Here is a 22,000-nt window from a genome sequence, read left to right as displayed (position 1 = left end):
CAGGGGATTTTAGCGAAGTTTGCCCCGGGGGATATAATGCGCGACCCCGTGTCCCACCCGGGACAACAATCCGGCCATTCAGCAACAAGGATCCGCCGTATGGAGCGCGCGTCGCAACTTCACGCTTTCGAGCTGCCACTGGCAGACATTCCGCACACCGCCGGCGACGCCGCGCTGCGCTACCTGGAAGTCCGCGACGGACGCGCCAGCCTCGGCCTCGAGTGGCACGGCGTCGCCCCCGCGGAGCTGGGCGCCGCGAGTGCGCCACGGCCCCCGGCGGAACGGCCCACCGCGATCAGCGCGCCCTGGTGTGCGACCCTGCTCTCTCCCGCCGCCAGCCTCGAACAGCTGCGCCGGCTGCTGGCGTTCTTCGCCGCGCGGGACTGGCGTGTGCACGTGGTCGACACCCTCAGCCGCCACAGCGAGCGCACCGTCGTGCGCTTCCAGCTCGATGCCGCCGTGGCCAACTTCGCGGCGGCCAAACACGCCTGCCTGCAACTGGCGGAACAGCTGGAAGTCGACCTGGTGCTGCAGCGCGGCGACAGCCAGCAGCCGCCCCAGCTGGCGGGCTTCGATATGGACTCGACGCTGATCGACGCGGAGGTTATCGACGAACTGGCCAAGATCACCGGCATCGGTTCACAGGTCGCCGAGATCACCGCCGCGGCAATGCGCGGCGAGCTGGATTTCCGCCAGAGCTTCAAGAAACGCATGGCGCTGCTGCAGGGCTTTTCCGAGGCGCGGCTGGCGGAGATAGCGCCGCAGCTGCCGATCAAGCCCGGCGCCGCCGAACTGCTGCGCGCCCTGCGCGCGCTGGGCTGCAAGACCGCGATTCTGTCCGGCGGCTTCACCTACTTTGCCGATTACCTGCAGCGGGAAAAGCTGGCGGTGGATTTCGTGCACGCCAACCAGCTGGAATTCGCCGACGGCGCCCTGACCGGCAATGTGATCGAGCCGATCGTCGATGGCCAGCGCAAGCGGGCACTGCTGGAGCAGATGGCAGAGGAGCTGGGGCTGGAGCTGCAGCGGGTGATTGCGGTGGGCGACGGCGCCAACGATATCCCGATGCTGAACCTGGGCGCGCTGGGGATCGCCATTCACCCGAAACCCAAGGTGCGCCTGGAGGCGCCGCAGGCGATCTGCCATTTTGGCCTGGACGCGGCACTGTACCTGTTCGGGCTCAATGACCAGCAGGTTGAGGCGCTGGTTGAATAAATCTGCAGCGCGGATCGGCGGCCGCCGCTGACATATCCGCGCCCGGTGCCGGTGTTGTCGTCACGGGTTGGCGCACCCGTGGCGCGCACCCGTGGCGCGAACCCGCGGCGCGACCCGGGGCGCGACCCGGGGCGGAACAGGTGCGCCTGGCGGATGCCTGGCGGTCCGCTTACCCGGTTACCACTTGGCCGTTTACCACTTAGCCGTTTACCACTTACCGATGCGCGAGCGGAATTGACGGTACTGCCGGCGCGCTGCGGCGCTCGTCACAGACACCGCTGCTGCAGCTGGCAATCGCCAGCGCCAGAGCCAGCAACAACAGCAGTCCGGCCGGGTTTCGCCCGCTCATAGACACCTCCCCCTGTTCCCCGTCATTTTCCCCGCGAAGAGTACGCAAAGCCGCGACCACTGAACAGCCGCGGGCGAAATCCACCGCCACTAATTTGCCCCTTGGTGACACTATGCTCGTCGGGTAAGTGACTGGTTTGGCGGGTGCCCCATGACAGACAGCGACAACCCCCTCACAGCCGGCCTGCGCGAGCTGGCGCTACCGCTGCACGGCGACGCACTGCAGCCACTGCTGCAGCAGCTCGCCGGCGCGCGCATCGTCATGCTCGGCGAGGCCTCCCACGGCACCTCAGAATACTACGTCTGGCGCGCGGCGCTCAGTCGCCGGCTGATCGAGGATCAGGGTTTCGATTTTGTCGCGGTGGAGGGTGACTGGCCGGACTGCTACCGGGTCAACCGCTACGCCAAGGCCTACGCGGATTCCGGTGCCCACGCCGAGGCGGTGTTGCGCGCCTTCGACCGCTGGCCCACCTGGATGTGGGCCAACTGGGAGATGGTGGCCTTCACCGAGTGGCTGCGGCGCCACAACGATACCCGTCCGCAGCGGCAGGCCGGTTTCTATGGCCTGGACATGTACAGCCTGTGGGAATCCCTGGAGGCGATCATCCACCATGTGCGCGACCGCGATCCACAGTCGCTGGCACTGGCCGAGCGGGTCCTTTACTGCTTCCAGCCCTACGGTCGCGACGAGCAGCGTTACGCGCGCCACGCGCTGATGTCCGACGGCGACTGCGCCGACGAGGTCATCGAGTTGCTGCTGCGCCTGGTGCACCGGCGCCCGCGCTTCGACACCGATCCGGAGGGCGACTTCGACGCCGAGCAGAACGCCCACGTCATGGTCAACGCCGAGCGCTACTACCGCACCATGATGACCGCCGGCGCCGGCTCCTGGAATCTGCGCGATACCCATATGATGGAGACGCTGAACCGGCTGCTGCAGCGCCACGGCGACAACAGCAAGGGCATCGTCTGGGCCCACAACACCCATATCGGCGATGCCCGCGCCACCGATATGCGCCACGAGGGCATGTTCAATATCGGCCAGCTGGCACGCGAGGAGTGGGGGCGGGAACAGGTGCGGCTGGTGGGCTTCGGCAGCCATCGCGGCAGCGTCATTGCCGCGCGCAGCTGGGGCAGCCCGGGGCAGAAGATGGCGGTGCCGGCGGCGCCGCCACACAGCTGGGAGGGCGCCATGCATCTCGCGCTGGGCCGCGACAGCCTGCTGCCGGACCTGGCGCGGGGCGGCGCTGCGCTGCACCAGCCCCGCGGCCATCGCGCCATCGGCGTGGTTTACCGGCCGGAGTACGAGCGCGGCAATTTCGTGCCCACGGAGCTGGCCCAGCGCTACGATGCGTTTGTCTATCTGGACGAAACCCGCGCGCTGCACCCGCTGCATATCGAGGCGGCCGGCGAGGTGACGCCACCGGATACCTATCCGTGGGGGTTTTAGATCGCGGTAGCTGGCCGTGCCGTGCGAGGCAGGGATGTGTGCCTAGAGAGTTCCGAGCGAGATTCTGCGCTGGCACCCAGAGCCGTTGGAGCAAAGTAGAGACGCCAAAACCAAAACGCCCCGCTCGGAGGCGGGGCGCTGGTTCTAAAGCGAGTAATCGTCGCGACGATCAGTCCTCGTCGTCGCCGTAGACGATCTGGCTGTTGATCTTGACCGTCAGCGGGTGGTAACCCGGCTTGGCCTTTTCAAAGATGCGCACAGCCATGTCGCGCTTGCCGTGTTCCACCAGGCTGCGGTACAGCGGGCGCACGAACTTGTTGCGGCCAATGCTCACCATAAAGTCTTCCAGGCGCGGGAAGGCCGGCTGGTAGTCGTTGTGCACGGCGATCATCAGCCAGCTGAACGCGATCTCGTTGTTCTTCGAGTCGGTCAGGCCGAAGGCGCTGTCGAGTTCCTGCAGCTGCTTCTCGCTCAGTTTCTCCGGCATGCCATCGAGGAAGTACTTCCACTCGTGGAAGCTCCATTTGCTGGTGTCGATATCGCTGGCCGCGATCTTGCCATCCAGCCACTGCTGGCGGACCGGGTCGATCTTGCTGAAGGCGTCGGAGGTCGGGTGCGGCGCGCCTTCCGGCAGGCCCGGTTCGTAGATCCACTGGTGAATGCGCTCGGCGCTGAGCTTGTCCGGATACTGCTTCAGCAGCGTTTCCTGCAGGTATTTAACGAAATCTTCCGTGGTAATGCTCTGGAACGCGAAGTGATTGAAATAGTTCACCAGGAACTGGTCGAACGCCTTGCGGCCGACTTTCTGTTCCAGTTCGTACAGGAACAGCGCACCCTTTTCGTAGGGGATATCGGAGAAGACTTCATCCGGATCGCGACCGCCCTGGTCGTTGGCCAGGCGCTGGTCGCGGGGATCGCGGTCTTTCAGCGCCGCCTGCAGATCGGCGTAGCCCAGCGCCATTTCCATGCGGTAGCGCTTGTCGCCGTAGACGTTCTGCATGATGCGGTTGGTCAGGTAGGTGGTGAAGCCCTCGTTCAGCCACATGTCGCGCCAGGTGGCGTTGGTCACCAGGTTACCGGACCAGGAGTGGGCCAGCTCGTGGGCGATCAGTGATACCAGGCTCTTGTCACCGGCGATCACGGTCGGGGTAATGAAGCTCAGGCGCGGGTTCTCCATGCCGCCAAACGGGAAGCTGGGCGGCAGGATCAGCAGGTCGTAGCGGTCCCAGCGATAGGGGCCGTAGACCTTCTCGTTAACCTCGAGCATCGACTCGGTGTCCTCGAACTCCTTGGCCGCGGCGTCCAGTACCGACGGCTCGGCGTAGACGCCGGTGCGCTCGCCCATGGCCTTGAAGTCCAGGTCGCCAACCGCCAGGGCGATCAGGTAGGACGGGATCGGCTGCGGCATCTCGAATTTATACTCGCCGCTCCTGGGTGCATCCGGGTCGTTGTTCGCACTCATCACCGCGCGCAGATCCTTGGGCGTATGGATGGTGGCGTTGTAGGTAATGCGCACCGACGGCGTGTCCTGCAGCGGGATAAAGCTGCGCGCGTGAATCGCCTGGGCCTGAGTGAACAGGAACGGGTGTTTCTTACCGGCAGTCTGCTGCGGCTCCAGCCACTGCACGCCGGAGGCGCTGGGCGAAGTCTGGTAGTGAATGGCCACGGCGGTGGCATTCTTCGGCAGTTTGATCGACAGCGGCGTGCCGAGGATCGGGTCGGTCTTGCCCAGCGAGAACTTGGCCGGCTGCATCTGCTTGCCGTGACCGGCCTCGACCGATTCGATCTTCAGGTCGCGGGTATCCAGCACCAGCGGCGGGTTCTTTTTGGTCAGGCGCTTGAACTGCAGGCGTGCCTCGCCACTCAGCACCTTGCGCGAGAAATCGACATTCAGGTCCAGGTCGAGGTGCTTGACCCGGTAATCGTCGGTATTGGCAAACGAGTGGTAATCCACACCGGGCTTGGGCGCCTTGTCGGCGTGCTGATCCTTGGCTTTCACATCCGCGGTTTTCGCCGCCGGGGCCTTGTCCGGCGCCGGGACCTCGGATTTGGAACAGCCGCCGGCCAGTGCCAGGGCACCGACAAACAGGCTGGTACAGAGTAAGCGGGGCAACATGGGTGAGCTCCAGAAATTCTATTTATTCAGTCGCGGCACAGGATACAGGAGGGACGTCGACAAAACAGCCGCAACCGGCAAGGGTGGTCTGGACAACAGCGGGCGTCTGCCGGGCGTGGTCATTTAGCCAATGGAATTGCCGGGCGGCAGGGGGAGCAAGGCGGATGATGCGGCGGACGTCCGTGTCCGCAGGGATAGGGATCAGTCGAGGCTGAAGTCGAAATTCATTTCTTCACCCGGGCCCTGAACGTAGTAGCCCTGGATGTAATCGGTGCCGGTCTGCCACAGGGTCGGCAGCATGCTGGCCTGCTCGATATGCGGCACGATGACCTTGGTATCGGCCTGACCCAGCTGCTGGACCAGGTTGGCGAGGGTCTCGCTGCTCTCGCCCTCGTCCTGAATCTCGTGGACGAACGACGGGTGCACCTTGGCCATATCCACCTTGACGTGTTCGAGGGATTTGAACGGGTTGAGGCCGGTGCCGAAGTGGCAAACAACGACACGGCAGCCGAGCTCCTGCAGCTGCTTGGTGAAATCCCGCGCGGCGTGCAGGTTGCTGTTGATGTCCTCCTGGCGCAGCTGGAAGGCGACCGCCTTGGGCGGCACCTTGGCCGCCTTGAAGGCCACGCCCAGCCACCCCGGCAGGCCGCTATCGAGCAGCGAGGCGGCGGTGAGGTGCAGCAGCAGCGAGACGTCTTTGCTCTTGGCGCGCTGGGCCGCGGCCGCCTTGATCGCGTTGAGGATAACCCAGCGGTCCATCTTGGTGGCCAGGGTGTCGTCGCCGAGTGCCTCGAGGAAAGCCACCGGGGCCAGCTCTTCCTTGCCGTCGACCAGGCGCACCAGCACTTCGTAGAGCTGCTCGCCGCTGCCCTGCAGGCTCAGGGTCGGCTGGTACAGCAGCTTCAGCTTGCCGGCCTCGAGAGCCTGTGCCACCCGCGCACGGCGATAGGTGTCGGCGTCATCCTGCTGGTCGGTGTCCGGCTCGTAGAGGGCCAGACCGCCGCCGCTGCCGCTCTTCTGCTGCGCCTGGTCGTGGGCATGCAGGGCCTGGTCGAGCACTTTCTGCGCCGCGCCGGAGGCTTCGCTGAGCAGCGAGATACCCGCGGATGCGGTGATCTGCAGCGTCTTGCCCGCGGCGTCGAAAATGGTGTCGGTAATTTTCTTCAGCAACTCTTTGGTGCGGTGTTCGGCACTGTCCGGGGTGGTGTCCGGCAACAGCAGGCAGAAGCTCTCGTCACTGTAGCGGGCCAGCACGTCGCCGCGGCGCAGGCTGGACTGCAGCAGTTCCGCCAGTTTCTTCTGCAGCGCGTCCGCGCCGGCGACGCCCACCGCTTTGTGTACCGTCTCCTCGAAGCGGTCCACCTCGATATACATCAGGCCACCGGTGCGCTGGGTGCCGGCAGTAGACTTGATCGCCTTGTCGAGCAGCTGCAGGAAGTACTGGCGGTTGTAGAGGCCGGTGAGCGGATCGCGGTTCTTGATATCGCTGATCTGCGCCTCCAGCTGTTCGGTGTCGCCGCTGCGCGCGGCAATACGCACCTGCAGGCAGCGCTCGTCGTCGTAGACGGTGGACAGTACTTCGGCCCGGGTCGGCAGCGGCGCGCCGGTGGCAGTCTTGGCGGTAAACTTCCACTCCTGCGCCTCCACCTCGTTGTTGTCGATCGCGCACTGCTTGAGGAATGCCCGCGCGTCTTCGTGCTCACCCTCGGTGAGCATATCGATCAGCGGCTGGTATTCGATGTCGTCGTTGCTCTGGTAGCCGAAGCGCTCGGCGAAGGAGTCGTTGGCATAGACGATCAGGCCGTCGGAGACATAGGCGATGGCGTCCTTGGAGCTGTCGAGCAATTCCTTGGCGCGCTGCAGCGTGGCGTGATAGCGGCGGTCGTGCAGGCGCGCGGTGCGGCGGTTGGCCAGCGACAGCATCTCGCGCTGAATCACCAGCAGCAGGTGCTGGTCCTCGTCCACCGTCACCACGTCACGGGCACCGAGCTTGAGCCCTTCCACCACCGCCTGGGCGCTGCTGCGTTCGCTGAGCAGGACCACCGGCACGTCTTTCTGCATCTTGCTGATGGTGCGCAGCGCCACCGCCGGCGGCACCTGCCTGCTGCCATCAGCGGCGATCAGCAGGTCCCAGGTCTTGTCCTGCAGCAGCTTCGCCAGCGCGGCTTCGCTGGACACGTGCTGGGCGCGATTGGGGCGGCCGGCGTTGTGCAGCATGCTTACCAGGCGCTGGGCCTCAGAGGGCGTGTCGTGAATCAAAAGGAGTCGGATGGTTTCGTTGCTGCTCATTATTTTGCTCATGATACCTACTGCCGCGGCACAGCCGCGTCGCCCCCGGAGCTCCGGCGGTGCGAAAGGGTCATAAGTTTAGGGCGCGGTAGCGGTTACTTACAAGAGCGGGGCGACGTTGCCGGGGCGACCCACTTCACACAAATTCAAAGCGGGCGAAGCTACCGGTAGCGAGCAGCTGGCGCTGCAGCGTCACCGGGTAGGTCTGGCTGCCCGACAGTAACTCCACCGTGTCGTAACATTTGAACAGCGGCACCGGCAGAATCAGCGATCGATTGCTGTCCGCGCCCTCTTCCTGCAACCACAGCGCCGCCAGCGGAGCGGATAGCTGGCCGGCGCTGGTATGGCGCTGCACCTGCACCGGCAGGGCGTCGGCGGCCAGCACTTCCACACCGGCGCGGCAGTGATCCGGCAACGCGAACTCCCAGCGCACCACCGCCACCCGCCAGTGCTCGCGCAGGCGAATCGCCACCAGCTCGCCCACGCGCAGCCGCTCACCGATCGCGGGCGGCAGGCTCAGGCCGGCGCCGTGCGCACTACTGTTCAGCACATTGACCCGCTCCAGCGCGTAACGGCGGTCGGGACGCGGCGCATCGCGCTTATCGCGTTTCAGGGACGGCGCATCCGGCAGCCTGACGTCGTACTCGTTGACCGTGCGCCCGGACGCGAAGTCCACCGAGTCCACGTCCAGGCACAGATGGTCACCATGCATACTGGAACCGCTGATGAAGCCGTCGGGCAGCTGGGTGCGCGCACCACCGAGATGGAAACTGATCGCACCGATACCAATGGCGATATCGCACTGCTGCTCGACCGGGGAGCGCCGCACGGCGCGACCGCCACGCGCGCCCCATACCCGCTGCACCGCCTGCAGCAATACATCGTCGCTGCGCTGGCGCAGCTTTTCCAGCACCGCCAGTACACCGCCCAACTCGACCTTCCAGCCGCGCGGGGCGCTGAAGTGGCGCAGGTCGACCTTGCAGCTGCCGAGGCGATTACCCGGCACCGGCGGCTGGTCCAGGGCCAGGCTGGCGAGCAGGCCGTCGGCCATTTCAGTGTAGCGATCGGCGATCGTCGCCGCCTTCGCCCAGTGACCGGTGTGGCTCCACAGTTGCTCCTGCTGGCCGCTGTCAAACTGGGCGGGATTGGCGCTGGTAAACAGCGCCGCCTGCAGATAGGCACCGGCGGCGCTGTCGCGCCGCTGCGGGTGCAATGCATCCGGGACCTTCTTCGCATCGAGACGCTGCAGCCGCGCGAACTGCAACAGCAACTGCATGTCCCGCCAGCAATGCGCCTCCGGCGCCAGGCCGAACAGTGCGGTAATACGCACCTGACGCCGCAGGCTGTCGATGCCCCGCTGCAGGGCCAGTGCCGTGCGGCGGCGCACCAGCACCCCCAATCCCGCCTCGCGACTGCTCTGCGCGGCGACACCGGCGTAGGCTGCGGCCAGCTGCTGCAACAGCTGCAGCGCCAGGTGCACCGCCTTGCGCAACTCGGCGGTCTGCGCGCGCGCCAGCGTGGCGCGCTGCAGTGCCAGGGCATCGACGCACGCGAGGGCGTATTCGCGCAGCAGTTCCAGCATCGGTAACCGCCGGCTCGCGGGTGCGTTCCAGTGGGCCAGCTCTTCAATCATGCCCTGCAGCATGCCGACCAGGCGCGGCTGGTCGGCGGGGCAGTAGGGGTGCAACTGGGTGTTTTCCAGCCAGCTGGTCAGCTGGCGTTCGTGATGACACTCACAACTGAGGTTATCCAGGGTGAGCGCGGGCAGCTCGAGCGCGGCAAGGGGATCCCCCTGCGCCGGGAGCCGCTGTTGGGTGGAGGATTCAGAGACAGCATCCTGCATGGCGATTCAACATCCTGTGTCAATCCGGTGGTCGCTCGCAGCGCCACCGACCGCTTGTGCGGTTCCTGCGTTGAGGCGGCGATACCGAAAGCCACCGGGAACCGGAGTACAGCCGATTGGCTACTGCTCCGCGTCACCGTCCGAGCCGTCCCTGTCCGGTCGATGACGTCACTGCAGTATAAGAAGGTCTATTTTTTCCGAACAAGCCTTACGCGATGAAAATGGCGCCAATTTTGTGATGTAACGCGCAAACAGCAGCAGAACTATTCGAAGAGATTGACAAAAGGTAGCGCAATATAGCCCTAAAGGGGGGTTTTGGACGCCTTACCTGGTACTTCTCGTACCAGCTTGGGAATCAGGTAACCGGGCAAGCGCTGGCGCAGCTGTTCCACCAGGGCCAACGCGCTGCTGTCTTGCACCTCGAAATGCGCGGCCCCCTGCACCCGGTCCAGCTGGTGCAGGTAATACGGCAGCACGCCGGCGTCAAACAGCGTTTCGCTGAGTTGCTCGAGGGCCGCAGTGCTGTCGTTGACCCCGCGCAGCAGCACCGCCTGATTCAGCAACGTGACGCCGGCAGCGCGCAGCCGCGCCAGCGCCGCGCGCACCTCGGCGTCGATCTCGTTGGCGTGATTGCAGTGCAGCACCAGAACCGGCTTCAGGCGCCCACCGCTAAACCATTCCAGCAGCTCTTCGGTAATCCGGCTCGGCGCCACGATCGGCAGGCGGCTGTGCACCCTCAGCTTGTCCAGCTGCGGTATCGCCGCCAGCTCGCCCGCCAGCCAGGCCAACTGGCGGTCCCCGAGCACCAGCGGATCGCCGCCACTCAGGATCACCTCGCGCAGTTCGCTGCGGGCACGGATATAGTCCAGCGCCGCCTGCCACTGGCTGCGGTTCAAATGGTTATCGCCATAGGGAAAGGCGCGGCGGAAACAGTAGCGGCAATTGACCGCGCACTGGCCGGCGGCGATCAGCAACAGGCGGCCGCGGTACTTGTGGACGACACCGGGCACCGGGTTGGCGTCGCGCTCCTCGAGCGGGTCGGCGCTGAATCCGGCGCGCGGCGCCAGTTCCGGTGCACCCGGCAGTACCTGCAGCAACAGCGGGTCGCGCGGATCGCCGGGGCGGATGCGGTTGAGAAAGGGGCGCGGCACCCGCAGCGCAAATGCCCCCGCGGCGTCGAGCGCCTGGGGCAGCTGCGCCGGGTCCAGCTGCAGATGCGCCAGCAGCTCGCGCGGGTCGGTAACCAGATCGGCCATTTCCTCCTGCCAGCGACGGCTTGCGCCATCGCGCAGCGGCAGTTCGGTGACCGCTAAATCCTCTGTCATAGGCCTTCTGAGCGAAAAGCGCGGATTGTACCAGAAAGCCGATTGGGTGGTGGTTTTTTGCACACCCGCCCCCCCGCTAACAAATGTGCCCCCGCCCCGAACCTAACAGATCTGCTAGGTGACGCCCGCTACCGCCAATCATAGGCTGCACAGCGTTGTCAGCGGCCATCCAGCCGCACACAGGGAAGTCGGCGACGGAAGGATTTCAGCGGTTTTTCTCCCGTCTCCCGCAGCGCTTCCCGGCAGCGCCGCCGCGCGCGGCACTACCCGCTAATCACCTGTAAACCATTCAATCAGTGAGCCAGGAAACCATGGAACAAGTTCAGAGCAAACGCCCGGCTGCGAAAAAAAACGCACACAAGCCAACTGCCGCGCAACCGGCTGCGGGCCAGCGTGAACCCACCACGCCGCTGGAGCCGGTGCCACCGAGTAACACCGCGCTCTTCCCCGCCACCACCGAGGTGCCGGACAACCGCGAACACGTGCTCTGGTATGACTCCCGCGTACTCGCGACCCTCGACAGCGAAGACTGCAACGCGATTGTGCAGCGCCTCGGCCAGGGCCGCTACAACGGCGTGGTGCTCTATGCGGACAACCTGGAATCCCTGGACCAGCGTATCTCACCGCGCCTGCAGCGGGTGCTGCACCTGGAGAACCGCGACGAGTGGCAGAAAATGGCCGAGCTGCTCGACAGCGACGCCGGCCGGAAACGCATCACCGTGATCTCCAGCTACAGCACCGATGTCCTCACCAGCGCCCGGGACGCCGGCTATCGCACCAGCCTGCGCATGCATGTCGACAATGCCGCGAGCCTGCACGCCTCCTTCCATCAGGGTATGCACTACGACCACCTGATGGTGTCCTTCAAGGACCCGACCAACATTCCGCTGGAACTGGTCATTGCCGAACTGCACACAACCAACACGGTACTGCTGAAGGAAGTCCACCAGGATGCGGACGATGCCGTCATCGCCCTCGGCGTGCTGGAACTGGGCAGCGATGGTGTCCTCGCGGCCTTCACCACCATGGAACAGTTCGACCATTTTGCCAGCAAGATGGATACGCAGAGTTCCCCCAAAATCGATATCCAGGTGGGCACCATCGACCGCATCACCCACCTCGGCCTGGGCTACCGCGCCTGTATCGACACCACCCACATGTTCAATCCCGATGAGGGCATCCTCGTCGGCTCCACCTCCACCGGCGGCCTCCTCTGCTGCCCGGAAGTCTTCCACCTGCCGTACATGGAGCTGCGCCCGTTCCGCATCAACGCCGCCTCGGTGCACAGCTACGTGTTCCAGAGCAACGACCGCACCAGCTACATCAGCGAGCTGCGCGCCGGCAGCCGGCTGACCACCGTCAATGCCCGCGGCGAGACCCGCCAGGTATACGTGGGCCGCACCAAAACCGAAATCCGCCCGCTGCTGCTGATCGAGGCCTCATTCCCGGACAACCGCAAGGTCAACATCATCATGCAGGACGACTGGCATGTACGGGTCTTCTCCGACAAGGCCATGCCGCGCAACGTGACCGAGCTGAAACCGGGCGATCGCGTACTCGGCTTCGGCACCGAGCCCGGCCGCCACGTGGGCGTGAAGGTGGACGAGCACATCATCGAGCTTTGATTCCTGCCACCCGCGGGCGGCACACAACGCCGCCCGCCGCTATGCCATCAACCACAAAAGGAGAGTGGAAGTGCATCAGATACTGATCACCGGCGCCACCGGTTTCGTCGGCAGCGCCCTGGCGGCCAACCTGCTCGCGCGTGGCGCCGGCGTCACCGCGGTATCGCGCAACGACCCGGACGGTGTGCGCACCCTGAACGCGGTCCTGAGCGCCGCGCACGGCTGCGGCCTGGACATCAGCGGCGCCGTGAAACAACACCTGCGCGTCGTCAATATCGATTTCGCCGAACTGGAGAACGGGCTGTCCGACGCGGCGCTGGCCGACATCACCGAGGTCTGGCATGTCGCCGCGGAAATGAGCTATTCCGCCCACAAGCTGGCGCAATCCTTCGGCACCAACGTCGGCACCACCGCGCGCCTCTACCATACGGTCGCGCAGCGCGCGCCCAGCTGCCGCCGTTTCTACTATGTTTCCACCGCCTATGTCGCCGGCATGGCAGGTGGCCCGGTGCCCGAGCAGCTGCATGCGCAGAGCCACATGGTCAACACCTACCAGGTGACCAAGTGGAGCGCCGAACAGTCCCTGCACCTGCTGCACCAGCGCCACCAGCTGCCGGTGTCTGTGTTCCGCCCCACTGTAGTCGTCGGCCACAGTCAAACCGGCTGGACACACCGCAACGGCTTCGGCTTTTACATGTTCCAGGATGCGGTACTCGCCATCGCCCGCGCCGGCCACCGCGAACTGACCGTCGACTTGTTGCCGCACACCCGCCCGGATCTGGTGCCGATCGACCGGCTCGCCAGCGACGCCTGCTCGCTGACCCTGCGCGCCGATGCGGGCACCGGCTTCGAGGTCTTCCACAGCGCCGGCGGCACCGGCGTGGCGATGCAGGAGCTGGTGCACATCTGGGGCCAGGTGGCCAATGTCAAAACCCGCCTCGGTGCGCCGGCCACCTCGCTGGAACAGAAATTCGACCGCGCGGTGGGCGCCAACCGCCCCTTCGCGCTCACCGAGTGGCAGTTCGAGCGCACCCGTCTCGATGCGGCCACCAACCAGCCCCGGCCGCTGGAACCGCTGAGCCGCGAGCAGGTGCACGCCCTGTGCCGCTGGTACGCCGGCGAGGTCGCGCCCCAGCGCGAACCGCGCGCCGTCGAGGCAGGTTGAGGGAGGCCCCGGTGACTGCGCTAACTTCCCCAGCTCCGACCGACGTGGCGCGCGGCAGCGCGCAGCCGCTGGACGCCCTGGCCGAGGTCTTCGTGCACCTCGGCGAGATGGCCAATGTCAACACCAACCAGATTGTGATCGTCAGCGGGCGCCTGGACCCCGAACTGCTGGAGCAGAGCGTCCAGCGCGCAGCGGCACAGATCCCGCTGCTACACACAGACCCTGTCGGCGGCCAGCTGCGCCGGCGCGGCACCGCTGCCCACCGCTGGGTGGCGCAGCGCGACTACGCCGCCCCCTGTGATTTCAACGATCCCAGCTTTCGCCACCTGCTGATGGATTTCAGCAGCGCGCACCGCCTCACCTGGCGCGCGCGGCCGCCGCTGCAACTGCTGCTGGTAAGCGGCGCCGGCGGACACAATTCCTGTGTCTACCTGAGCAGCCACCACGGTGTCGCCGACGCGCGCAGCGACTGCCTGATACTGCGCGCCATCATCGACCAGTACGCGCACCTCAGCGGCGTGCCGGGCGCGCGCGCATCGGTCGGCAAACTGCCGTTTGCGCCGCTGCCCCAGATCCGCCCCGAGTGGTACCGGCCACTGCCGCGCGCACTGCGCTGGCTGCGCGCCTGCACCAGTGTTGTCGGCGACCTGCTGCATCGCGACAGCGGCCTGGCCACCGGCCTTGGCGGCCAGCGCTGGGAGACCGGCGCCGGCAATCCGGCGGTCGGCCAGCTGGATTTCTTCCAGAGCCTGATGCCGCGCGAACTGGAGCAGCGCCTCGGCGGCGCCGCGCGGGCTGCGGGCGTCACCGTCAATACCGTGCTGTGCGCGGCGCTGGCGCGACTGATGGAACACAGCGACGGCATTGGCCGCGGGCAGTTACGCATCACCTGTGCGGTGAGCCTGCGACGCCTGATCGAGCCCCGTTACGACCGCAGTTTCCGCAACTACCTGGTCCCCAGCAACATCCGCCTGCGCAGGGGCCAGAGCTGTGCGGCGCTGCTGCGCAGTGTGCACGGCGCCGTGGCCAGCGCGCGCGGCGAGCGCGGAATCGGCACCGAGCTCGGTCGGCTCGAGGCGCTGCTGCCGCTGCTGCGCCTGCGTCCGCTGCGCGGTCTCGCGCGTCGCCTGCTGAACCGCTGCCAGGGCACCAACGCCTGCTACTCGAATCCCGGACGTATCGCCGAGGACTTCACCAGTTTCGGCTCGCCCGAGCACACCACGCAGAGTTACGTCGGCTTCGGCTGCCTGGTGCCGCCCTACGATTTCATTCTCTACACCCCCACCGTCAACGGCCGCATGCAACTCGACCTGGTCTACCGCCGCGCGGCTTTTACCGATATCCACCGCCAGTTTGCCGCGCCCTACCTGAAGGCCCTGTGGCGACTGCTGGCCGAGATGGAATCCAGCCCGGAGTTGAAGCTGTCATGAGCTACGCACTGATCGCACTCGCCCTCGCGCTATTCGGCTACCTGCTGTTTGCCGGTGCCCGCCTCGGCTATATCGGCCGCCTGGCGCTGCTCGCCGGCTGGGATGACCGCGTCGATCGCGCACTGGAATTTGCCGCGCGCCGCCACGGCGAGCGCAAACTGATTGAATTGGCCCAGCCGCTTGCGTGGCACACGGAACAGCAGTGGAGCGCACCGCAGCTGCTGGCCATGGCCAAGCGCCTGTCCGCCTGCTGGCACCAACTCGGGATCAACGAAGGCGATCGGGTGGCAATCTACAAAGCCAACCAGTTCGACTATTTCCTGTTCTCGGTGGCGGCGCTGCGTATCGGCGCCATCGCCGTGCCGATCAACGGCAATGTCGCGCCGGAAATCGCCGCCGGCTATATCGAGCGCATGGGCGCGCGGCTGCTGATCACTGACAACGGCGGCTGGCGCAAGCTCGCCACCGCGGATGGCGAGCGCCCCGTCACCACGCTGGAACAGGTGGTACTGGCCGATGCACCGCTGCACGGCGCCAGCGCGCCGCCCTGGCTGCACAGTCTCGCCGAGCTGCTGACACGGGAACTGTCGCCGGCACCGGTGCGCAGCCGCGGCGGCGCCGACCCGCTGTACATAGTGCACACCTCCGGCACCACCGGCGTGCCCAAGGGGGTGATCCTGAAGCAGCAGGGCATTGCCCAGTCGCTGCGCTCCATCGTGCTGTTCAACCCGGTCTCCACCCGCGACCTGGCCTGTTTTGCACTGCCGCTGAACCACCAGGTATCCCACCTGTACCTGCACGGCGTGCTGCTGATGGGCGTGCGCTGCATCGTCGACAGCGAACTAGCGGCAGCGGACCTGATGCAGCTGCTGCAGCGGCGCAAACCGACGGTGTTTTTCAGTTTTCCGGTTACCTACACCCGCCTGATCGAGGCCGGCGCCACCGACCTCGACCTGGACAGCCTGCGCATCTGGGGTACCACGGCCGACGCCAGCCACGAGGTGCAGCAGCGCGCCTTCCTGCCGCACGGCTCCTTCTTCAAGCGCCTCGGCATTCCCGTGCGCGGCTCGCTGTTTGTCGACGGCCTCGGTTCCAGTGAAGTGGGCATTGCCGCACTGCTGCGCATCGCCACCCCGTGGACGAAAAACTTCGCGCGCCGTGTCGGTCGCCGCACACCGCTGGGGCCGCAAATCAGGATCGCCGACGCGGCCGGCAACCCGGTACCCCGGGGCGAAGTGGGCCGCCTGATGATCCGCGGCATCAGTATGTTCGGCGGTTACTGGAACGCCCACGACGTCTTCTACTCCAGCACCCGCGACGGCTGGTGGTTCACCGGCGACCTGGTGCGCCTCGGCGACGACGGCGAAGTGGTGCACCTGGACCGCGAGGTGGACGTGATGCACACCGCCAGCGGCCCGGTCTACACGCTGCCGCTCGAAGAGACAGTGCTGAAACACCCGGCGGTACTGGATACCAGTGTGTTTGGCGTGCGCCCGCGCAGCGGTGCGCGGGAGGTGCCGGCCGCAGTGGTAGCGCCGCGCCGTGGCGCGCGCATCGCCGATGTCGAGACGCTGCGCCGCGAGTTGAATCGACAACTGCCGGAAGCGCAGCAACTGGCCCACCTGTGGCTGCTCGACTGGCAGGCGTTTCCCATGGGCGCCACCGGCAAGACCCTCAAGCGCCGCCTGCGCGAGCAATACAACCAGCTGCTGCAGTGCCCCGGGCAGCGCCAAGCCGACGACCGCGAGAGTGCCCCATGCGAAATCCGCGCCCTGCAACCGGCCTGAGCGCCGCCCTGCTGGCAGTGTTCGCCGCCGCGCCGACGGCCGCTGACGACTGGGCCTTTGCCACCCAGTCAGCGGACAGCCGCTGGAGCAGCGACAGCGAGTGGACCCTGCAACTGATCCGCGAGCAACAGCAGTTGTTCGCGCCGCTGGGCGGCGGCAGTGCCGACCGCAGCGCCGCCGAGTTGCGCCTCGACCTGCAGCTGCGCTGCAGCGCGGCACCCTGCGACGACACCCGCCTGGTGCTCAAACCGCGGCTGGCCGCGGCCAGCGGCGACCGCCCGGCGTCGCTGCCGGATCCGCAACCGGACTGGCTCGCCGAGGGCTATGTGCTGCACGACCTGGGCAGCGGCCGCCGCATCGGCGCGGGCAAGCGCCTGGTGGGTTGGGGCCCGTCACTGCTGTACAGCCCCACCAACCGCCTGTTCCCGGACAACGGCGCAGTCACGCCGCGGCGGGATATTCCCGGCAAGCCGATGGCCTTTGCCAGCGCCGACCTGTCCGCGCACGGGCGCGCCAGCCTGCTGCTGGCCGACCCGCGCCTCGACGAGGTGGCGGGTATCGACAGCGGCGGCGGTTTTGGCCTGGCCCGCGCCGAGTGGAACTGGGTCGAGGGACAGATCACTACGGTCGGCACCGTGGCCGGCGGCGGTGGCGGCTTCCGCCCCTACGTCGGCGGTTATTTCCAGCACGGCCTCGGTGACGCCTGGACCTTCGGCGCCGAGGCGGCCGCCTCGCGCGGTTACGCCGAAGGCGACGGTAGCGCGGCGCCACTGGCACAGAACCGCGCGCACTGGCACTGGGATGGCGTCGCCAACCTGCGCTACGGCGCCGCCTCCGGCGCCGAGATCGGCCTGGAGCTGATCTACAACGGCTACGCACTGAGCGAGACGGAATGGCGCAATCCACTGCTGGCGGCGTACCCGTCGGCGGGGCGCGGACCGTCGCGCAACCGACCCCTGCACCCGTTCGTACAGTCGCGCTACGCGCTACTGCAGGGCACCTGGCCAAAGCTGTTCGGCGACCGCCGCTGGGGCCTGACTGCGCGCCTGCTGCAGGGCCTCGACCGGCCCAGCAGCAGCGCTTTTGCCGAGCTGTCCTTCAGCCCCAGCGATACCACCACGGTGTACCTGGGGCTGTCGAACAACCGCGCCGACGCCGCGCTGGAGATGAGCCAGCCGGTGACCCGCAGCGCCTACCTGGCCCTGGATGCGTTTTTTTGAGCGGCCGGGCAAAGGGTTATTCAGCCACCCGCCGGCGGCACTGAGAGATGAGAAACAAGGAGAAAACCGATGAACCTGGTCGAATTCGAATCCGTCAGTAAACACTACCGGCTTGGCGAGGTGGAGGTGAGCGCCCTCGACCAGGTCGATTTCACCGTCTGCGAGGGCGACTTCGTCGCCCTGACCGGCCCCAGCGGCAGCGGCAAGACCACCATGCTGAACCTGATCGGCTGCCTGGACTACGCCAGTTCCGGCGAGATCCGCGTGCTCGGCCAACCGGTGAGCCAGCTCGAAGACAAGGCGCTGGACCAGCTGCGCAGCCGCACCTACGGCATCATCTTCCAGAACTTCAACCTGGTGCCGGTATTGACGGCACTGGAGAACGTCGCCCTGCCGCTGCACCTGCACCGGCTGCCCGCAGTGGAAATGGACCGCCGCGCGCGCGCGGCGCTGGAGGCGGTGGGCCTGACGCGCTTCGCCGATTTCCGCCCCGACCAGCTCTCCGGCGGTCAGCGCCAGCGGGTCGCAGTGGCCCGCGCGCTGGTCACCGAGCCGAAGCTGATCCTCGCCGATGAGCCCACTGCCAGTCTCGATAGCGCCAGCGCCCTGTCGCTGGTCGAGTTGATGAAAAAGCTCAACCGGGAACAGCGCGCTACCTTCGTGTTCTCGACCCACGACCAGCGCCTGCTGGCGCACGTCGACCGCGTCGTGGAGCTGCGCGACGGTCGCCTGACGGCGGCCGCGGAAACTGCGCAGAGCGCCGGCGCCAAGCGCGCCGCCCCGGCCACCGGCGACAGCGAGGTGGCGTGATGTGGGCCCTGGCATTCCGCAATCTGTACCGCGACCGGCGCCGCACCATCGCCACGGTGATCGCCGTGAGCGCCGGCCTGTTCGCCGTGCTGATGTTTCTCGGCTATATCCGCCTCGTCGAGAATTCGCTGGCGTCCGTGGTCATCTACCGCGACGCCAACGCCCATGTGCAGATTTACCGCAAGGACGGACCCGCACAGCTGGCCGCCAACCCGGCCAGGTACTCGCTGGATCGCAGTGACCAGCAGCTGATTCACGCTACCGCCGCCGGGCTGCCGCACTTCCTGCGCGCATCCGACCAGCTGATGGGTGTGGGAATGGTGCAGGCCGGCGACGCGAGTGCGGTGTTCCTCGCGCGCGGTGTCGACCCGGAGTTCGAACGGGCGCTGCAGGCAGCCAGCCCGCTGGCACCGCCGGCGCCACTGCCGGACGACGGCCTGCTGCTCACCACCCAGCTGCAGGACCTGCTCGGCTATCCGCAGAAAGGCAGCGCGCTGCAGCTGTTCAGCGCGTCCTATGCCAACCGCATGAACGCGATCGAGGCGCCGCTGGCCGGAGATTTCTCCACCGGGATCGAGGCGATCGAGGACAAGGGACTGAAGGCACCGCTGGCACTGTTGCAGTCGCTCTATGACACCGATGCGGTCTCGCGCGTGCTGGTGCAACTAGACGATCGCGCCCACAGCGGCGCCTTCCGCGCGCGCCTCGCCGCCGCCCTGGAGGAACGCGCACCGGGCCGCTTCGAGGTCACCACGTGGAATAACCCGCAGATCGGCCAGCTCTACACCAGCTTTATGGGCTTTTTCAAAATGGTGTTCGCGTTTACCGGTACCGTCGTCTTCGCCATCGCCCTGACCACCATCCAGCACACCGTGGCAATGAATGTCGCCGACCGCACCCGCGAGATCGGCATGCTCCGCGCCATGGGCTTTGGCCGCGGGCGCATCGCCGGGGTCTTCCTGCGCGAGAGCCTGCTCACCACACTGGCCGCGGCGGTGGTCGCGACCAGCATCGCCTACGCAGTGAATTTCGCCCTGCGCGCCGCCGGGGTCGAAACCCGGCTGCCGCGCATCGCCGAATCGGCACCGCTGGCCTTGCAACTGCCGCCGCTGTGGGCGCTGGTGGCGATCGGCTGCGCCGGTCTCGGCATTGCGCTGGGTGCCCTGCTCAGCGCGCGCAAACGCGTTGGCGGCGAGGTGCGCCCGGGCCGCCGCGGTGTGCCCCTGACCCGCATGCTGGCCTCCGCCGCCAGTCTGCTACTGGCGCTGGGACTGCTGCCCGCGCCCCCGGCCAGTGCCGAATCCCCCGGCGCAGAGCCGGCCGCAACCGCGCCGGACGCCGACACCCTGCACCACTGGCTGCGCGAGGCGGACCTGGCCCGCGGTGGCTGGGGCAGCTACAAGTGGAAACTGCATATCCGCACCGAGGACCCGGCCGGTGCCACCGATACCCGCTACGACATCGCCGTGCGCAACGGCCGCGCCCTGGCCATGACCACCGCGCCGCGCCGCTACCGCGGGGAGAAAATCCTGATCGCGTCGCGCGCCATGTGGTACGCCAAGCCGGGCCTGCGCAAGCCGGTCAGTATCAGCCCGCAGCAGCGCCTGGTCGGCGAGGCCGCCAACGGTGATATCGCCGCGACCCAGTACGCGCGCGACTACACCCCCGCGTACCTGGGCACAGAAACCGTCGACGGCACCCCCTGCGACAAGCTCAAGCTGACCGCGGCCACCGACGGCGCCACCTACGAATCGATCATCTACTACCTGGACCAGCGCACGCGCCTGGGCATCAAGGCGGAGTTTCTGACCGCCAGTGGCATGCCTTTCAAGGTGGCCTACTTCGAGTACGGCAACCGGGTCGACGTGGACGGCCGCAAACAGCCGTTCGTCTCGCGCATGAAGATCGTCAACGCGAATTTCCCCGAGCGCTACAGCCTGCTCGAGTACGCGCAGGTGTCGCAGGCCGATCCGCCCGACAGTCTGTTTACCGTCGACACGCTAATGACCCTGTAGAGGAGCCATAACCATGAAACTGCTGCTCAGCATGTCCCTGCGCAACCTGTGGCGACAGGGCCGCAAATCCCTCGGCACCTTTGTGGTGATGACGGTTTCCATCCTCGCCCTGTGCCTGTTGTCCGGCTATATGCAATCGAATGTGGAACTGATCCGCGACGCCTTCATGCGCTGGGGCGCCCGCGGCCACCTGGTGATCGAGCGTCCTGCGTCGCCCCTCGCGCGCCAGGTGGAGGGCGCCGGCCAGCGGCCACTCACCGGCGATATCCAGGCCCGGATCGAGCAGGTGCTGGAACAGGATCCCGACGTGGTTACCCGCGCCCGCATCCTGCGCATTGCCGGCATGGTGTCGAATGCACGGGTCAGCACCATCTTCGCCGGCATCGGCGAGGACGTGCAGCAGATCCGCCAGATCAAGGGACCCGCCTATGAGTACGACGTGGTCGCCGGTACCCCGCTGTGGATGGAGACCCGCGCGCAACCGCTGATCCTCGGCCAGGGCCTGGCGGCGATTCTCGGCTGCGACGTGCCGACCGTGGGCTTCGCGCCGCTGCAGCCCGGCGACACCCCCGCGTCGCGCCCGCTCAACTGCCCGCCGGGCCCACTGGAGCTGACCGCCGCCACCCGCGGCAAGGCGCGGATCAACGCTGTGCGCGCCCAGCCCACCGGCATCATGGACTGGGGCATCAAGGAAATTAACGACCGCCTGGTAGTCATGCCGATGGCCGACGCGCAGGCGCTGCTCAACACGACTGACGTCAGCGAGTACCACGTGCTGCTGCGCGACGGCGCCGGGCTGGACGCCGCGCGCGAGCGCATCGGCGCGGCGCTGCAGGCACAGGGGCTGGACGACGTGGCGGTGTTCCGCTGGTCGGACCGCGCCGCCTTCTACCAGCAGGTGAAAGCGGTGCTCGGTGGCTTCCTCAATTTCATCGCCCTGATCGCCTGCGCCATCGGCTTCACCAGCCTGCTGAACGCCAGCTACATGAACTTCGCCCAGCGCGCGCGGGAATTCGCCACGCTGCGCAGCCTCGGCTTCCCGCGCCGTTTCGTGCTGGCGCTGACGGCACTGGAGAACAGCTGGCTGGCACTGGCGGCCGCGCTGCTCGGCATCGGTGGCGCCGCCGCCATCGTGCTGGCCGTGCGCCGCGCGCAGATCATGTGGACACCGCCCGGCTCCAGCAACGCGGTGCCGGTCGACCTGGCCTGGGTCATACCCACCTATATCGCCGCGGGACTTTCGGTGGTGCTGATCGCCGCCTTCGCCAGCGCCATCCCCACCCGCAAGATACTGAGACGACCGATTCGCGCAGTGCTGTCCGACACCTGAACCGCCGTCTCGCAAAAGGAAAGGAGAGATTG

General features: G+C 66.8%; 15 protein-coding genes. 10 read left to right on the top strand and 5 right to left on the bottom strand.

Annotated features, from left to right (window positions below):
* Window positions 1–99: 99 nt before the first annotated feature.
* Entirely contained in the window at window positions 100–1,215 is a 1,116-nt protein-coding gene (serB, locus tag ABDK11_RS01865; RefSeq protein ID WP_346838626.1) for a phosphoserine phosphatase SerB, read from the top strand.
* A gap of 214 nt (window positions 1,216–1,429) precedes the next feature.
* Here the strand turns inward: serB and ABDK11_RS01860 are convergent, their stop codons facing one another.
* Window positions 1,430–1,564, bottom strand: coding sequence for a hypothetical protein (locus tag ABDK11_RS01860; protein ID WP_346838625.1), 135 nt, complete (start codon window positions 1,562–1,564; stop codon window positions 1,430–1,432).
* A 150-nt stretch (window positions 1,565–1,714) separates the two neighbouring features.
* Here ABDK11_RS01860 and ABDK11_RS01855 point away from each other — a divergent pair, with 150 nt between their 5' ends.
* On the top strand, window positions 1,715–3,013 hold the full coding sequence (locus ABDK11_RS01855; protein ID WP_346838624.1) for an erythromycin esterase family protein: 1,299 nt from the start codon (window positions 1,715–1,717) through the stop codon (window positions 3,011–3,013).
* A 169-nt stretch (window positions 3,014–3,182) separates the two neighbouring features.
* Here the strand turns inward: ABDK11_RS01855 and ABDK11_RS01850 are convergent, their stop codons facing one another.
* From ABDK11_RS01850 to epmB, 4 genes are all read right to left on the bottom strand, one after another.
* Window positions 3,183–5,129: a M1 family metallopeptidase gene (locus ABDK11_RS01850; protein ID WP_346838623.1), complete on the bottom strand. Its 1,947-nt coding sequence runs from the start codon at window positions 5,127–5,129 to the stop codon at window positions 3,183–3,185.
* Window positions 5,130–5,330: 201 nt separating this feature from the next.
* Window positions 5,331–7,430, bottom strand: coding sequence for an EAL domain-containing protein (locus ABDK11_RS01845; protein ID WP_346838622.1), 2,100 nt, complete (start codon window positions 7,428–7,430; stop codon window positions 5,331–5,333).
* 124 nt (window positions 7,431–7,554) lie between these two features.
* On the bottom strand, window positions 7,555–9,261 hold the full coding sequence (locus ABDK11_RS01840; RefSeq protein WP_346838621.1) for a hypothetical protein: 1,707 nt from the start codon (window positions 9,259–9,261) through the stop codon (window positions 7,555–7,557).
* 302 nt (window positions 9,262–9,563) lie between these two features.
* Window positions 9,564–10,586, bottom strand: a complete 1,023-nt coding sequence (gene epmB / locus ABDK11_RS01835; protein ID WP_346838620.1) for an EF-P beta-lysylation protein EpmB — start codon at window positions 10,584–10,586, stop codon at window positions 9,564–9,566.
* A 311-nt stretch (window positions 10,587–10,897) separates the two neighbouring features.
* On the opposite strand from epmB, the gene ABDK11_RS01830 reads away from it, so the two are divergent.
* The 8 genes from ABDK11_RS01830 (at window position 10,898) to ABDK11_RS01795 (ending at window position 21,968) form a co-directional block, all read left to right on the top strand.
* Window positions 10,898–12,211 (top strand): 3-dehydroquinate synthase II, encoded by a 1,314-nt coding sequence (locus ABDK11_RS01830; RefSeq protein WP_346838619.1) that lies wholly within the window; start codon window positions 10,898–10,900, stop codon window positions 12,209–12,211.
* A 70-nt stretch (window positions 12,212–12,281) separates the two neighbouring features.
* Window positions 12,282–13,376: an SDR family oxidoreductase gene (locus tag ABDK11_RS01825; protein ID WP_346838618.1), complete on the top strand. Its 1,095-nt coding sequence runs from the start codon at window positions 12,282–12,284 to the stop codon at window positions 13,374–13,376.
* An 11-nt stretch (window positions 13,377–13,387) separates the two neighbouring features.
* On the top strand, window positions 13,388–14,806 hold the full coding sequence (locus tag ABDK11_RS01820) for a hypothetical protein (protein ID WP_346838617.1): 1,419 nt from the start codon (window positions 13,388–13,390) through the stop codon (window positions 14,804–14,806).
* Window positions 14,803–16,593 (top strand): class I adenylate-forming enzyme family protein, encoded by a 1,791-nt coding sequence (locus tag ABDK11_RS01815; protein WP_346838616.1) that lies wholly within the window; start codon window positions 14,803–14,805, stop codon window positions 16,591–16,593. The genes ABDK11_RS01820 and ABDK11_RS01815 overlap by 4 nt, the downstream gene beginning before the upstream one ends.
* Window positions 16,563–17,813 (top strand): hypothetical protein, encoded by a 1,251-nt coding sequence (locus tag ABDK11_RS01810; protein ID WP_346838615.1) that lies wholly within the window; start codon window positions 16,563–16,565, stop codon window positions 17,811–17,813. The genes ABDK11_RS01815 and ABDK11_RS01810 overlap by 31 nt, the downstream gene beginning before the upstream one ends.
* Before the next feature lie 69 nt (window positions 17,814–17,882).
* Window positions 17,883–18,623, top strand: a complete 741-nt coding sequence (locus ABDK11_RS01805; RefSeq protein ID WP_346838614.1) for an ABC transporter ATP-binding protein — start codon at window positions 17,883–17,885, stop codon at window positions 18,621–18,623.
* Window positions 18,623–20,638 carry an outer membrane lipoprotein-sorting protein gene (locus ABDK11_RS01800; RefSeq protein ID WP_346838613.1) on the top strand — a complete coding sequence of 672 codons (2,016 nt, stop codon included), beginning with the start codon at window positions 18,623–18,625 and terminating at the stop codon, window positions 20,636–20,638. Before ABDK11_RS01805 ends, ABDK11_RS01800 begins: the two co-directional genes overlap by 1 nt.
* 13 nt (window positions 20,639–20,651) lie before the next feature.
* Window positions 20,652–21,968, top strand: coding sequence for an FtsX-like permease family protein (locus ABDK11_RS01795; protein ID WP_346838612.1), 1,317 nt, complete (start codon window positions 20,652–20,654; stop codon window positions 21,966–21,968).
* The last annotated feature ends 32 nt before the right edge of the window (window positions 21,969–22,000 follow it).

It is taken from the genome of Microbulbifer sp. SAOS-129_SWC (genome assembly GCF_039696035.1).
Lineage (GTDB): Bacteria > Pseudomonadota > Gammaproteobacteria > Pseudomonadales > Cellvibrionaceae > Microbulbifer.
The sequence above is the reverse complement of the archived record's forward strand: the minus strand, read 5'-3'. Positions and strand labels throughout refer to the sequence as shown.